Origin of the sequence: Microlunatus phosphovorus NM-1 (genome assembly GCF_000270245.1) — a bacterium.
GTDB lineage: Bacteria > Actinomycetota > Actinomycetes > Propionibacteriales > Propionibacteriaceae > Microlunatus > Microlunatus phosphovorus.
In genome coordinates this window covers 2398483-2412751 of record NC_015635.1, presented here as the reverse complement: position 1 = coordinate 2412751, position 14269 = coordinate 2398483, and the positions used below count along the sequence as shown (strand labels likewise).

Annotated in this window: 10 protein-coding genes; 5 read left to right on the top strand and 5 right to left on the bottom strand. The window is 68.0% G+C overall.

Features of this window, described 5'->3' with window-relative positions; all coding sequences use genetic code 11:
- Positions 1-54 precede the first annotated feature (54 nt).
- A complete protein-coding gene (locus tag MLP_RS10885; RefSeq protein WP_231851451.1) occupies positions 55-1125 on the bottom strand; it encodes a ferrochelatase in 1071 nt (356 codons plus the stop codon).
- Between the two features lie 130 nt (positions 1126-1255).
- Between MLP_RS10885 and MLP_RS10880 the strand changes: the two genes are divergently transcribed.
- Positions 1256-2533, top strand: coding sequence for an MFS transporter (locus MLP_RS10880; protein WP_013863137.1), 1278 nt, complete (start codon positions 1256-1258; stop codon positions 2531-2533).
- Positions 2534-2587: 54 nt separating this feature from the next.
- Entirely contained in the window at positions 2588-2965 is a 378-nt protein-coding gene (locus tag MLP_RS10875; RefSeq protein WP_041789955.1) for an MmcQ/YjbR family DNA-binding protein, read from the top strand.
- 49 nt (positions 2966-3014) lie between these two features.
- On the opposite strand, the gene MLP_RS10870 is transcribed toward MLP_RS10875, so the two are convergent.
- Together MLP_RS10870 and rfbB are read right to left on the bottom strand one after the other, a co-directional pair.
- Positions 3015-4406 (bottom strand): sugar nucleotide-binding protein, encoded by a 1392-nt coding sequence (locus MLP_RS10870; RefSeq protein ID WP_013863135.1) that lies wholly within the window; start codon positions 4404-4406, stop codon positions 3015-3017.
- A 9-nt stretch (positions 4407-4415) separates the two neighbouring features.
- On the bottom strand, positions 4416-5414 hold the full coding sequence (gene rfbB, locus MLP_RS10865) for a dTDP-glucose 4,6-dehydratase (protein ID WP_013863134.1): 999 nt from the start codon (positions 5412-5414) through the stop codon (positions 4416-4418).
- Between the two features lie 165 nt (positions 5415-5579).
- Here rfbB and MLP_RS10860 point away from each other — a divergent pair, with 165 nt between their 5' ends.
- The 3 genes from MLP_RS10860 (at position 5580) to MLP_RS10850 (ending at position 10769) form a co-directional block, all read left to right on the top strand.
- Positions 5580-7235 carry an SLC13 family permease gene (locus MLP_RS10860; protein WP_013863133.1) on the top strand — a complete coding sequence of 552 codons (1656 nt, stop codon included), beginning with the start codon at positions 5580-5582 and terminating at the stop codon, positions 7233-7235.
- A 70-nt stretch (positions 7236-7305) separates the two neighbouring features.
- Complete coding sequence (gene rfbA, locus MLP_RS10855) at positions 7306-8178, top strand: glucose-1-phosphate thymidylyltransferase RfbA (RefSeq protein WP_041792018.1); 873 nt, start codon at positions 7306-7308, stop codon at positions 8176-8178.
- Between the two features lie 155 nt (positions 8179-8333).
- On the top strand, positions 8334-10769 hold the full coding sequence (locus MLP_RS10850) for an immune inhibitor A domain-containing protein (RefSeq protein ID WP_013863131.1): 2436 nt from the start codon (positions 8334-8336) through the stop codon (positions 10767-10769).
- A 41-nt stretch (positions 10770-10810) separates the two neighbouring features.
- On the opposite strand, the gene MLP_RS10845 is transcribed toward MLP_RS10850, so the two are convergent.
- Positions 10811-12829: a vWA domain-containing protein gene (locus tag MLP_RS10845; protein ID WP_013863130.1), complete on the bottom strand. Its 2019-nt coding sequence runs from the start codon at positions 12827-12829 to the stop codon at positions 10811-10813.
- A gap of 11 nt (positions 12830-12840) precedes the next feature.
- The gene (locus MLP_RS10840; protein ID WP_013863129.1) at positions 12841-14241 is read right to left on the bottom strand and encodes a sigma 54-interacting transcriptional regulator; all 1401 of its coding nucleotides are present in this window, start codon (positions 14239-14241) and stop codon (positions 12841-12843) included.
- Positions 14242-14269: the final 28 nt, after the last annotated feature.

Sequence of the window (14269 nt, the reverse complement as noted above, 5' to 3'; positions counted from 1 at the left end):
AGCGCCCCCATAACGCCACACGCGCCGGGGTATTCCCGTGGTGGGAGGGGTACGTTACAGGGCTCCCGGCAAACCGCACAGCGCCGGTCTGTCGGGGTGTCGCAAGTTAGGACAACAGCCCGCGGGGCAGGCGTAGCGGCCGGGGTCTCCCCCCTCGATGGTCGGCTCGTCCACCAGCTCACCCCGGGCCACGGCGGCCCGCTCGACCAGCAGGTCGACCAGCTCGCGCACGAACGCCGGATGAGTGCCGGCCGTGCCGGCCCGGGCGAAACCCAGCCCCAGCTCGTGCGCGGTCGCGGCCGCCTCGGTGTCGAGGTCGAAGATCACCTCCATGTGGTCGGAGACGAACCCGATCGGCACCGCGACGACGGCGCGCTCCCCCGCCTCCGCCAGGGCGGTCAGATGGTCGTTGATGTCCGGCTCCAACCACGGCTGGGTGGGCGGTCCGGAGCGGGAGCAGTAGACCAGGTCGTGCTCGGCCGCGATCGGACGCTGGGCGGCGACCTGGCGCCACACCTCGGCGGCCACCAGTCGATGCCAGTCGACGTAGCCGCCCTCGCGCGAGTGCGGTTGAGGTCCCGCCGTCTCGGCCATCGCGGTGGGAATCGAGTGGGTGACGAACACCAGGCGTGGGACCGCCGGCTCGGCGGCCAGCTCCTCGATCGCCGCCAGTGTGGCGTCCACGGAGGCGGCGACGAAGCCGGGCGTGTCCGCGTAATGTCGGATCCGCTCCACGGTCAGGCCGGTGTCGTGGAAGGCGTCGTACAGGTTCTCCCGATACTGCCGGCAGGACGAGTACGAGGGGTACGCGCTCGTGGTCAGCACCACCACGCGTCGATAGCCGCGGGCCTCCAGTTGGCGGGCCACATCGGTGAGGTAGGGCTCCCAGTTCCGGTTGCCCCAGAACAGCGGGGCGCTGATGTCTCGACCGTCCAGTTCGGCACGCAGGGCGGCCAGCAGCGCGCGGCACTGGTCGTTGATCGGGCTCTTGCCACCGAAGCCGTAGTAGTGCTTGCCGACCTCGACCAGCCGCTCCCGCGGAATGCCACGCCCGCGGGTGACGTTCTCCAGGAACGGCACGACGTCCTCGGGGCGCTCGGGGCCGCCGAAGGACAACAGCAGCACCGCATCATAGGGATCCAGACCCCGCCTGTCAGAGGTGGCGTCTAGGGTCCCGTTTGTTGCATACGGGATGGGCTCAGGCACAGCGCGATCTTGCCCTACCGAGGGAAACGGACACGACAGGAGGACCACAATGGCCGCCGGATTCGGCGCGTATCGGCAGGTGCTAGGCACTCGGGAGGCGAGAGCGTTCACCGCTGCCGGGTTCCTGGCCCGGCTGCCGATGTCGATGACGGGTCTCGGCATCGTGATGCTGGTCTCGATCACTTCCGGCTCCTACGGCCGGGCCGGACTGGTGACCGCGGTGGCGATCTTGACCACCGCCATCGCCTCGCCGGTCTGGGGCCGGCTGATCGACCGGATCGGACAGGCACCGGTGCTCATCGCGGCCGCGATCATCTACAACGTCAGTGTCGGCGCACTCATCGCCACCGTGCAGCTCGACGCACCCCTCGCCCTGACCCTGGTCGCCGCGTTCGGCACCGGGCTCGGCTTCTCCTCCGCCGGCGCCTGTGTCCGGGCTCGCTGGAGCCACCGCTATCACGGAGATCCCCTGCTGAACACCGCGTTCTCCTGGGAGGCCGTGCTGGACGAGGTCGTCTTCATCGTCGGGCCCGTGCTGGCCACCTTCCTCGCCACCGCGCTGCACCCCACGCTCGGACTCGCCACCGGCGGCGTCGTCGGACTGGTCGGGGCGATCGCGCTGGCCGCACAACGAGCCAGCGAACCGCCACGGGTCACCAGGAGCGGCCGCAGGCAGGCCGCCAGCCGGCTGGACCCGCGAGTCCTGGTGCCGATCTCGCTGGCCTGCGCCGCACTCGGCATGCTGTTCGGCGGCATGGAGGTGGTGATCATCGCTTTCGCCGATCAGGCGGGCATCCTGCAGTACGCGGGGGTCATCTTGATGTTCTGGGCAGGCGGCTCGCTGGTGGCCGGCATCGTGACCGGCACCATCACCTGGACCGCGAGCCCGGCGAAGCGATTCCGCATCGGCGCGGTATTCCTGGCGTTGTCGCTGGCGCCGCTGCCGTTCGTGATGCACCCGCTGCCCACGGCCGGCCTGTTGATCTTGAGCGGACTGACCGTCGCACCGACCTTGATCGCCTCGGTCGCCGTCACCCAGTCGCTGGTGCCCGCCGACCGGCTCACCGAGGCCCTCGGCTGGACCTCGATGGGACTGGCCGGCGGGGTGGGTCTCGGGGCAGCAGCCCTCGGCCGGGTGATCGACACCGGCGGGGCCCAGGCCGGATTCTTCGGTGTGGTCGTGGCGGGGTTGGTCCTGGTCGTCGCCGCCTTGTGCGTACGGACCAGGCCGGGCGTGCCGAACGCCGATGACTCGGTCGACTTCGCCGCGGACGGTCCGACCGCGGGATCGGCCGATCCCGCGCCAATCGTGCGTCCCGACCGGTAACGGTGAGCCGGTCACGACGGAGGTGTGTCAGCGCGGCGTGTCAGGCTGTCCACCATGGCGACGAAGGAGCGGCCGCCGGTGCCCGAGGAATGGGTCCTCCGGATAGCCGACGTGCTCACCGAGCTGCCCGAGTGCACGACGGAGCCCGCCTGGGTCGGGACTCGTTGGCAGGTCGGTGGGGCGACGGTCGCGCACGTCTTCGGTGGCGAGGACCAGCTCTTCCGCATCACCTTCCGCGGCGAGCTCGATGAGGTGATGGCCTTCGAGCACCTCGGCCCGCCGTACTTCCGGGCAGGCTGGGGAGCCAACGTGATCGGCATGCTGCTCGATGACGGCACGGACTGGACCGAGCTTGCCGAGCTGCTCACCGACTCCTACTGCCTGGTCGCCCCCAAGCAGCTGGCCAGTCGGGTCGCTCGTCCGGACCCATGACCCGTGGTAGGGCGGCCCGGATGAGATCGCGAGGGCTTCGGCGCCGTCGTCAGGGCAACTCGGCCAGGTAGGCCGCCAGTCGATCGTGCGCCGGCCGAGGTGCAAAACCCGTCGCCGTGAGCTTGCCGAGGTCGAGCGCCGAGTGCCGCGGACGAAGCGCCAGGTCCTTGCCCCGGCCGTACTCCTCGGCACTCACCTCGGTGACCATCGCCGGATCCTTCCCGCGGGCGGCGTAGACGTCCTTGGCGATGTCGGCCCAACTGGTCACCGGGCCACCGTTGGAGACGTTGTAGGTGCCGAACGGCGCGCCCGTGCCGACCAGGTGGTCGATGGCAGCGACGATCTCGTCGGTGAAGGTGAGCCGGCCGAACTGGTCGCCGACCACGCTCGGCGCGATCCCGCGATCGGCCAGCGAGGCCATGGTGGCGACGAAGTTCTTGCCGTCGCCGATCACCCAGCTGGTGCGCAGCAGGTAGTGCCGCGGCAGGGTGGCCAGCACCGCGTCGCCGGCGGCCTTGGTCTGGCCGTAGACACCGAGCGGTGAGAACGGCTCATCCTCGGTGTGCTGTTCGATCGTGCCGTCGAACACATAGTCCGAGGACACGTGCACCAAGGTCGTCCCGTGTTCCCGCGCGGCGTGCACCAGCGCACCGACCGCAGCGACATTGACCGCCCAGGCGTCCCGGCGACCCTGTTCGGTCTCAGCAGCGTCGACCGCGGTGTAGGCGGCGGCGTTGACCACCAATCCGTAGCCGCTCAGGTCCAGCTTCGCGACGCCGGCGGGATCGGTCAGATCGACATCGGCCCGGGTCAGCCCGGTCGCGTCCGGCCAGGCGGCCAGCAACGCCCGCCCGAGCTGACCGCCGGCGCCGATCACCAGTCGCCGGGGCGGACTCATCGGGACCACAGCCGACAACGGTGGATGGTTCTTGTCCGCCTCGGATAGCTCTGCCTGAGCCAGCGGGATCGGCCATTCGATGGCCAGCGTCTCGTCCGCAAGATTGCAGAAGGTGTAGGAGTCCTTGGCGGCCAGGCTCCAGTGGTCGTTGACCAGGTAGGAGTAGACGGTCTCGTCGGTCAGCGTCTGGAAGGCGTTGCCGACGCCGCGGGGCACGAAGACCGCGGTGTCGGCTCCGAGCTCCAACGTGACCACCCGGCCGAAGCCGTCGCCGGGGCGAAGGTCGACCCAGGCGCCGAAGATGCGGCCGTGCAGCACCGAGACGAGCTTGTCCCAGGGCTCGGCGTGGATGCCCCGGGTGGCGCCGGCCTTCGTGTTGAACGACACGTTGTTCTGCACCGGCGCGAAGTCCGGCAGTCCGAGGCCGACCATCTTGGCCCGCTGCCAGTTCTCCTTGAACCAGCCCCGATTGTCGGCCCGGACATCCAGCTGGACGACCAGCAGTCCGTCGATGGCGGTCGGGGTGACACTGAGCTCTGCCATGTCCGCGCCTTACTGGTTCTGTGCGGCGTAGGCGGCCTCGGTCGCGGCCTTCTGCGGCCGCCACCAGGACTCGTGGTCGCGGTACCAGGCGATCGTGTCGGCCAGCCCCGCGGCGAAGTCGGAGTAGCGCGGCTCCCAGCCCAGCTCGGCACGAAGCCGGGTGGCGTCGATGGCGTACCGCAGGTCGTGCCCGGCCCGGTCGGTGACCAGGTCATACGCATCGGCCGGCTGGCCGAGCTCGGTGAGGATCGCCTCGACGACCTCCTTGTTGTTCTTCTCCCCGTTGGCGCCGATCAGGTACGTCTCCCCGATCGTCCCCTTCTCGATGATGGTCAGCACCGCGGCGCTGTGGTCGTCGGCGTGGATCCAGTCGCGGACGTTCTCGCCCTTGCCGTAGAGCTTCGGGCGACCACCGTCGAGCACATTGGTGATCTGGCGTGGGATGAACTTCTCCACATGCTGATAGGGCCCGTAGTTGTTCGAGCAATTGCTGATCGTGGCCTGCACCCCGAACGACCGCACCCAGGCCCTGACCAGCAGATCCGAGCCGGCCTTGGTCGATGAATAGGGGCTGGACGGGTTGTACGGGGTCTGCTCGGTGAACTTCGCCGGGTCGTCCAGTTCGAGGTCGCCGTACACCTCGTCGGTGGAGATGTGGTGGTAGCGGGTTTCGTGCCGGCGCACCGCCTCGAGCAGGGTGTAGGTGCCGATCAGATTGGTCTGCAGGAACGGCGACGGGTCGCGCAGTGAGTTGTCGTTGTGCGACTCGGCGGCGAAATGCACCACCACGTCGGCGTCAGCCACCAGCTCGTCGACCAGCGCCGCGTCGCAGATGTCGCCGCGGACGAAGGTGAACCGGCCCTCGGGCAGCCCGTCCAGGGAAGCCCGATTGCCGGCGTACGTGAGCTTGTCCAACACCGTGACCGTGTGATCGGTGTGGTCGAGGACGTGGCGGACGAAGTTCGAGCCGATGAAGCCGGCTCCACCGGTCACGAGATAGGCGGACATCTCAGGGTTCCTCAGAGGTGGATAACGGGTAGATGAACAAAAGGTGAATGCGAGGTGAAGGTTGCTACGCTGCGGCGAACACCTTCGGGTCGTGCCTGCCCGAGGTTACCGGCGAATATCGCCGAGCGTCGGCGAATCGTCAGACTCGGCCGAAGAGGGGGGCTAGTGATCGTCGTAGCCGCGATCTTGGTGGTCGCGACCTTGGTCGTGATGACGGTCGGCTGGGTGCGGCCGGTCGTGGCGCTCGGCTCGGCCGTCGTTATCGCCGGTCTGTTGGGTATCGCCCCGGCCCGCGATCTGTTCTCCGGCCTGAGCAACGGGGGCGTGATCACCGTCGGTGCGATGCTGGTGATCGCCAAGGGCATCGTGCAGACCGGTGTGGTGGCCAGGGTCACCCGCAAGCTGCTGCTCACCGTGACCACCGCGCGGCAGGCCATCCGACGACTCGCCCTGCCGGTCGGCGTCGCATCCGGCCTGATGAACACCACCCCGATCGTGGCGATGCTCATTCCGGCCAGCAAACAGCTCGAGCAGACCCGTTCGATCCCGGCCCGGGAGGTGATGCTGCCGATCGCGCACCTGACCACGCTGACCGGCTCGATCACCTTGATCGGCACGAGCTCGAACCTGCTGATCGCCGGTATCGCGTCGCGCAGCGATGTGGACATGGGCATGCTGTCCTTCGCACCGGTCGCGTTGCCGGTGGCGCTGGTCGGGATCGTGGTCATCTATCTGGTCGCACCGCGAATGCTGCGGGGGACCCAACAGATCGAGGCTGACCCACTGGACTGGCGGATGGAGATCCCGATCGGCGAACGCGCTGTCGCTCGTGGCCGGACCGCTGATCGGCTCGGCTTGGCGCTGGCCAGGGACTACCGGCTGGCCGCGGTCAAACGGGACGGCGAGTATCTCGCCCCGGATGTCCCGATGGAGGTCGATGACATCCTCGTGTTCCAGGCGACCGAGACCGGGATCAAGGGGCTCTGGGCGAGCCCGCTGTTCGGGCTCTCACCGCAGCGGCTCTTCGCGGTCTCGGTGAACACCGGCGAGACCGGCTCGCTCAACGATCTCGAGGAGGACGGCGAGATCACCGTGATCGCCGCCAAGACCAAGGTGTCGCTGCGGCGTACCGAGCTGGTTCCCGGCGCGACCTGCTACGTGACCGCACCGGATGCCGAGACCGTCGAGCACAACGAGTTCGTCGCGCTGTGGCAGGACGCCGCCAGCCGGGCCCCGCAACCCAAGAACACCTGGAAGGCCGTGGCAATCCTGGCCGCGGTCGTGCTGACCGCCTCCTTCGGCATCGCACCGATCGAGTTCACCTCGGTGGCCGGTGCGCTGTTGATGGTGTTGACCGGGGTCTTGACGCCACGGTCCGCCGGTCGAGCGCTCGACTGGAACGTGCTGTTCATCCTCGCCGGATCGGTGGGTCTGGGCGCGATCGTGCTCAGCAGCGGACTCGCCGATGTCCTGGCCAATGCGATCCGCTTCATGGCCGGCGGCAACTCCCTGCTGGTCATCGTGGTGTTCGCGGTGATGACCACCCTGCTCACCAATGTGGTCTCCAACGCGGCAGCGGCCTCGATCCTGACACCGGTCGCGATCGCGGTGGCCACGGAGGCCGCCCTCAACCCGGTGACCCTGCTGGCGCTGATCGGCACCTGCATCTCCTTCACCTTCCTCAACCCGTTCAGCCACCAGACCAACCTGATGGTGATGGGTCCGATCGGCTACAGCACCGCCGAGTTCGCCAAGTTCGGTGTCCCGGTGCTGGTCAGCGGGCTGATCGCTGCCTGCGGGGTGGGGATCCTGCTGGCCTGAGTCGGCTGATTGGGACCGAGTTGTCGCGTTCTTCTGACGTTCGGCCGAACACATGTCAGACTTCTGCACCATGCGCGGCATCATCTTGGCCGGTGGCTCCGGCACCAGACTGCACCCGGTGACCCTGGGCATCAGCAAGCAGCTGGTGCCGGTCTACGACAAGCCGATGATCTACTACCCGCTGTCGACGCTGATCTTCGCCGGCATCCGCGACATCCTGGTGATCACCACCCCGCATGACGCACCAGGGTTCGAGCGGCTGCTCGGCGACGGGTCGCAGTTCGGCATCTCGATCAGCTATGCCCAGCAGCCTTCCCCCAACGGCCTCGCTCAGGCCTTCGTGATCGGTGCCGACTTCATCGGCGACGACAAGGTCGCACTGGTGCTGGGCGACAACATCTTCTACGGCCCCGGCTTGGGCACCCAGCTGAAGAGGTTCAGCGACGTCGACGGCGGCGCCGTCTTCGCGTACTGGGTCGCCGAGCCCCGCGCGTACGGTGTCGTGGAGTTCGACTCCGACGGCACGGCCATCTCACTGGAGGAGAAGCCGACCGAGCCGAAGTCGAACTACGCCGTGCCCGGTCTGTACTTCTACGACAACGACGTGGTGCAGATCGCCCGGGAGCTGAAGCCGTCGCCGCGCGGTGAGTACGAGATCACCGACGTCAACAAGCACTACCTGGCGGCAGGGCAGCTGCACGTGGGTGTCCTCCCCCGCGGCACGGCCTGGCTGGACACCGGCACCTTCGACTCGCTCAACGACGCCAACAACTTCGTCCGGACCCTGGAGTCCCGGCAGGGACTCAAGGTGGGCGCCCCGGAAGAGGCCGCTTGGCGGCAGGGCTTCCTGTCCGACGACGGATTGCAGACCCGGGCAACGGCGCTGGCCAAGTCAGGCTATGGCGTCTACCTGCTCGACCTGCTGCAGCGCGGTCGCGGCTGACCGGCCGGCGCCTGGCGCAAAGGCAAGCGTCTGCCGTCAGTCAGATATTTCACTGCAGACCCTTGCATCAATTCGATTGTTCGCCATAGGTTCTTCAGGTGTGGGCTGGCTCACAGCCGCTCACGGTTCCCCCTCCCCAACCCGAAGGAAGTGGCATGCGTAGAGCCATCGTCGGGACCCTGGGGCTGACCCTCACCGCCGGGTTCCTGGTGGCGATGGGGTCGACCGCCCAGGCCCAGCCAGACGACGGGCACGGCCCGAAGACGTCACCACAGACCGCCCTGGTCGACGATCTCCCCAACCCGCTCGAAGAGAAACGTCGAGAACTGCGGCAGACCGCGCTGACCGACGTGCTGTCCGGCCGTCGCGACGCCGTGACCAAACACGGCTCCAAGGTGGTGAGGGTCGGCAAGACGTACGCGCCGCTGACCAAGTCACAGCGAGACCGGGTCCGGCGCGGTCACCACGTGAAGCAGCGGAAGGTCGACCAGTATGTCGAACTGTCCCGCGAGAAGACCGACCGGATCTTCGTGGTGCTGGCCGAGTTCGGCAACGAACGCCACCCGGACTTCCCCGACCAGGACACCGACCCGAACACGCCTGGGCCGGTGGTCTTCGACGGCCCCTTGCACAACGCCATCCCGGAGCCGGACCGTCGGCAGGACAATTCGACCGTCTGGCGCAGCGACTATGACGCCGACTACTTCCGCGACCTCTACTTCGGCACCGGCAAGAAGACCGAGTCGCTGAAGACCTACTACGAGAAGCAGTCCTCCGGCCGCTACAGCGTCGACGGCGAGGTGACCGACTGGGTCAAGGTGCGCTACAACGAGGCCCGGTACGGCCGGAGCAATGGCTACCCATGTGCCAGTTCGGTCTGCAACAACACCTGGAATCTCATCGCCGACGCCGTGACTCAATGGGTCGCCGACCAGAAGGCCGCCGGCCGCACCGACGCCCAGATCAAGGCCGACCTGGCGAGCTTCGACCAGTGGGACCGCTACGACCACGACAACGACGGTGACTTCAACGAGCCGGACGGCTACATCGACCACTTCCAGATCGTCCACGCCGGTGGTGACCAGGCCGACGGCGATCCGTGGCAGGGCGAGGACGCCATCTGGTCGCACCGCTGGTACGCATTCGTGAACCAGGCCGGTCAGACGGGCCCGGCCGACAACCCGCTCGGCGGCACCCAGATCGGCGACAGCGGAATCTGGGTCGGCGACTACACCATGCAACCGGAGAACGGCGGACTGTCGGTCTTCGCGCACGAGTACGGCCACGACCTCGGACTGCCCGACCTCTACGACACCAGCGGCCTCAGCCAGGGTGCGACCGAGTACTGGAGCCTGATGGCGCAGAGCCGGCTGTCTGCGAAGGGGGACGAGGGCATCGGCACCCGGCCGGGCGACTTCGGCGCCTGGGAGAAGCTGCAACTCGGCTGGTTCGACTACGAGACCGCCCTGGCCGGCGAGCGCCTGAGCTACAAGCTGGGCCCGCACGAGTACAACAGCAAGAACCCGCAGGGTCTGGTCGTGGTGCTGCCGAAGAAGACGGTCACAACCCCGCTCGCGACACCGACGGAGGGCTCGAAGTCGTGGTGGAGCGGAACCGGCGACGACCTGTCCAACACCATGGGCAGATCGGTGACCCTCCCGGCGGGCACGGCCACGCTGAGCTTCCAGACCCAGTACAACATCGAGGCCGGTTACGACTTCGCCTACGTCGAAGCAGACGACGGCACCGGCTGGAAGACCGTGGCGGGCGACATCGCCAAGGCCGAGAACAACGGCATCGACGGCGACACCAACGGCGCGTGGGTGGATGCATCGTTCGACCTGTCGGCCTATGCCGGCAAGACCATCGGCCTCCGCATCCGCTACACCACCGATGGTGGCGTGGCCGGCAACAAGATCGGGCTGCCACAGGGCATCTTCGTCGACAACCTGAAGATCACGGCCGGCCAGACCGAGGTGTTCGCCGACGGTGCCGAGAACCCGCCGAACGGCTGGCAGCTCGACGGCTTCACCAGCGTCGGCAACAGCATCACTCAGGACTACGACAACTTCTACCTCGCGTCCTACCGGAGCTACACGTCCTACGACAAGTATCTGCAGTCGGGGCCGTACAACTTCGGTTGGCCCACCAAGCCGGACTGGGTCGAGCACTTCCCGTACCAGGATGGTTTGCTCGTCTCCTACTGGGATACCTCGCAGGCCAACAACAATGTCGGCGAGCACCCTGGTGAGGGTCAGATCCTGCCCGTGGATGCCCATCCACGGCCGATCTTCCGGCTCGACGGCGGCGCCTGGCGGGTTCGAGTGGCACTGTACGACGCGACCTTCGGCACCCAGAAGGCAGACTCGTTCTATCTGCACTTCAACGGGCAGCGGAACTACATCCGCGGTCAGGACGCCGTGCCGGTGTTCGACGACACCAAGTCCTACTGGGACTCGCGGACACCTCACGCCAGTGTGAAGGTGGCCAACGCCGGTGTGACCATCAAGGTGACCGAGCAGAAGGACACCTCGATGAAGGTGCAGCTCGGTGTCAGCAAGGGTGGCCTGCGGGCAGCCTCCACCCGCTGACAGCAGTCACCAACCAGCAAGACCTGTCGGGGTCGGCGCACTCAGCGCCGGCCCCGACGGGCTTGTAGGTAGTCGCTGACCACGTACTCCCCCAGCCGACCGATGTCGGGGGTGAACACGCGGCCGCCGCAACGGCGCGCGATCGCGTCCACGAAGCGGGCCAAGCCGGGATCGTCACCAAGCATGAAGGTGTTGATCGTCGCGCCGTAGCGGGACAGCTCGTCGATCTGCGCGACGGTGGCCCGCAGCGTCGCCGAGGTCGTCGGCCACTGGAAGTACGCTTCCCCGTCCTCGGCCAGATGCGCGGTCGGCTCGCCGTCGGTCACCACCAGCACCACCGGCTCGGCATCGGGGTGCCGACGCAGATGACGGGCCGCCAGGATGAGCGCGTGCTGCAGGTTGGTGCCCTGGATCCAGTCCGGCTCGATCTCCGCCAGTTGCAACGGGCTGAGCCAGCGGGCGTACCGGTTGAAGCCGATCACCTGCAGCGCGTCCTGTCGGAACCGGGTCTCGATCAGGTGATTCAGCGCGAGCGCCGTCTGCTTCATCGGACCCCAGCGGCCGTCCTGCACCATCGAGTACGACAGATCGACGCACAGCGCCACCGCGGCCGTGGTCCGTCGTTCGGTCTCGATCACCTCGAAGTCCTCGACCGCCAGCGCGACCCCGCCTTGGCCGGGCTCGGGTAGTCCCGCACTGCCCCAACTGAGCGATCCTGCGGAGCGACGAAGCGCGTTCGCGACCGTACGCGGCGCATCGATGGGCAGTTCGTCGCCGAACTCCCAGGGTCTCGTGAGGCCCGTACGCTCATCGGCAGATCCGGTGCGGCGGTCGTCGTGGTCCCCGCGACCCGACGCCTCGAGCTGCGCGAACACCCGTTTGAGGGCCGTCTGACCCAACCGACGCAAGGCCCGCGGGGTGAGCCTGAGACCCTCGTCGGTGCGGTTCAGATAGCCCTGGCGTTCCAGCTCCCGCTCCAGGTCACGGAGCGCCTCCAGGTCGGCGACCGCCTCTCGTCCCAACCGCTTCTCCAGCAGCTCGACATCGACGTCGTCGAGGGTGGAGCCAGGATCGGTCTGGGACAGCTGTTGCGCCAGCGCCTCCAGGTCGGCCAACTCGGCCACCGCTTCCACCGCCTCGCCGTAGCCGAGCGGCTCACCACCCGGCCGCATCCCCGTCGGCGACGAGCGATCGAGCCCGGGTCGGAGGGCCCGCAGGTTGTCGGCCAGTTGGGCCATCTCGGAGGCCAGGTCGGCATCGGCCAGCGCCTGCTGCATCAGCTGCGCCAACTGTTCGCGCTGCTCGGGGCTGAGCGAGCTCATCATCCGCTGCGCCGCCGCCTGGCGCCGGGCGAGGGCATCGATCAACTCCTCGACGTTCTCCGGCTGCTCGGGGAAGAAGTCGCCGTGCTTGGTCATGAACTCGCGGAACGCGTCGGTGGTGTCCTCGTTGCGCGCGTGCTTGGCCAGCAGCGCATTGAGATCGGCCAGCATGTCCTTGACCGCCTGGATGGCTTCGGGATCGCCGCCCTCCAACGCCTGCTTCATACCGGCGAACTGGGCGTCGAGCACCTCCCGTTGCAACATCTGCGTGATCTGCTCGTACGTCTGTCGCGCCTCCGGCGAGCGCCACTGATAGTCACTCAGAGCCCGGACGGCACCGGCCACGTCGTCGGGAATGGTGTCCAGCTCCAGCTCGGCCAGCCGATGCTCCTCTCCTGGCATCCCGGCCAACTGCTCCCGCTCGGCGGCGAGCGCCTGGTCGAGGGCCGCGCGGATCTGGTCCAGGGTGCCGCCCAGATCACCTCGCCGACGGGCGGCGGCGCGCAGTCTGCGAAGCCGCTCACTCAGCTTGTCCAGCCCGCCGCGACCGTCGAGTCCGCGGCGCAGCAGGTCGCGCAGCGCGTCGCGTACCGTGCCGGCGGCCAGCACGTCCTCGCCGATCTTGTCCAGCGCGGCCCGCAGATCGTACGGCGGCGCCAGCGGATCTCGGCCACCGCGCCACGGCCCGTACCGGAAGCGGCCGTGCGGATCGGGGACCTCATAGTGTTCTGCGCTCATCTGACGGCCTCTCAGCGAGCCCCGTAGATCGTCCGACCACCGACCGCGTCCTTGTCGATCCGGCGGGTGAGGTGCAGGCCCTCGAGCACGAACTCGGCCGCAGCGGCGACCTGGCCGCGGCCGGCCGAGTCGGCGTACCCAAGTCGATCGAGCACCTTGGCCAGCCCGGTGACCGTGCCGAGCTGAGACAACAGCTCCGCCGCCGGCACCAGGTCGCCGGTCTCGACGATCGCGCCCTCGGCGAACACGGCCGTGAAACCCGACAGATCGAGCCCGCCGAGCCGATCGCGGAAGGTGGCCGCGATTGCCATTCGGAGCAGGTGCTCCAGCACCTCGCGTTCGCGGCCTTCCTCTCCCATCTCGAACTCGACCTTGCCGAGCAGGGTGGGCAGCACCGCCGGCAGGTCGCCGACCCGGGCGACGGCTTCCGGGTCGTTCGTCCGGCCGGCACGCCGCAGCGCCGAACCGGCGACGGCTTCGGCTGCGGCGATGGTGAAGCGTGCCGAGACCCCCGAGCGCTGGTCGATCGAGGCGGATGTACGCAGACTCGCGGTAAACCGAGCCAGCACCTCGAGCAGGTGGTCGCCGACGTCGGCGACCAGCTCGGCCTCCTGCCGGATCAACGAGACCTCGTCGTGCAGTTCGGACAGATAATGAGTGCGGATCTCGGCGCCGAACCGGTCCTTCAGCGGAGTGATGATCCGGCCCCGGTTGGTGTAGTCCTCCGGGTTGGCGGTGGCGACCAGGAACACGTCCAAGGGCAGCCGCAGCGAATAGCCGCGGACCTGGATGTCTCGCTCTTCCAGCACGTTGAACAGCGCGACCTGGATGCGCTCGGCCAGGTCGGGCAGCTCGTTCAGCCCGAAGACGCCACGGTTGGTCCGCGGCACCAGTCCGTAGTGCACGGTCTCCGGGTCGCCGAGGGTACGGCCCTGAGCGACCTTGACCGGGTCCACGTCGCCGATCAGGTCGCCGACGCTGGTGTCAGGCGTAGCGAGCTTCTCGGTGTAACGGTCATCCCGATGCCGCCAGGCGATCGGCAGTTCCTCACCGAACTCGGCGGCCAGTGCCCGGCACCGGACGCAGACCGGCGCGTACGGGTCGTCGTGGATCTCACAATCGGCGACCTCGGGACTCCACTCGTCCAGCAGCTGGATCAAGGTCCGCATCAGCCGGGTCTTCCCCTGGCCGCGCTCGCCGAGCAGGACGAGATCATGACCCGCCAACAGCGCGGTCTCCAACTCCGGCAGCACGGTGTCGTCGAAACCGACGATCCCGGGGAAGGCCGTCTCGCCGCTGCGGAGTCTGGTCAGCAGATTCGAACGCAGTTCCTCGGCAACGGACTTGGGCTGGTAGCCGCTGGCACGAAGTTGGCCGAGGGTGGCGAGTTGGCCGAGGGTGGTGGGCGTCATGTCCCGACACTACGTCCGGGAGTACGCC

Excerpts from the sequence above, each read along its gene's own strand:
- MLP_RS10845 (WP_013863130.1), bottom strand. The coding sequence starts at position 12,829 with ATGAGCGCAGAACACTATGAGGTCCCCGATCCGCACGGCCGCTTCCGG.
- MLP_RS10850 (WP_013863131.1), top strand. The coding sequence starts at position 8,334 with ATGCGTAGAGCCATCGTCGGGACCCTGGGGCTGACCCTCACCGCCGGG.
- rfbB (WP_013863134.1), bottom strand. The coding sequence starts at position 5,414 with ATGTCCGCCTATCTCGTGACCGGTGGAGCCGGCTTCATCGGCTCGAAC.
- MLP_RS10875 (WP_041789955.1), top strand. The coding sequence starts at position 2,588 with ATGGCGACGAAGGAGCGGCCGCCGGTGCCCGAGGAATGGGTCCTCCGG.
- MLP_RS10870 (WP_013863135.1), bottom strand. The coding sequence starts at position 4,406 with ATGGCAGAGCTCAGTGTCACCCCGACCGCCATCGACGGACTGCTGGTC.
- MLP_RS10880 (WP_013863137.1), top strand. The coding sequence starts at position 1,256 with ATGGCCGCCGGATTCGGCGCGTATCGGCAGGTGCTAGGCACTCGGGAG.
- rfbA (WP_041792018.1), top strand. The coding sequence starts at position 7,306 with ATGCGCGGCATCATCTTGGCCGGTGGCTCCGGCACCAGACTGCACCCG.
- MLP_RS10840 (WP_013863129.1), bottom strand. The coding sequence starts at position 14,241 with ATGACGCCCACCACCCTCGGCCAACTCGCCACCCTCGGCCAACTTCGT.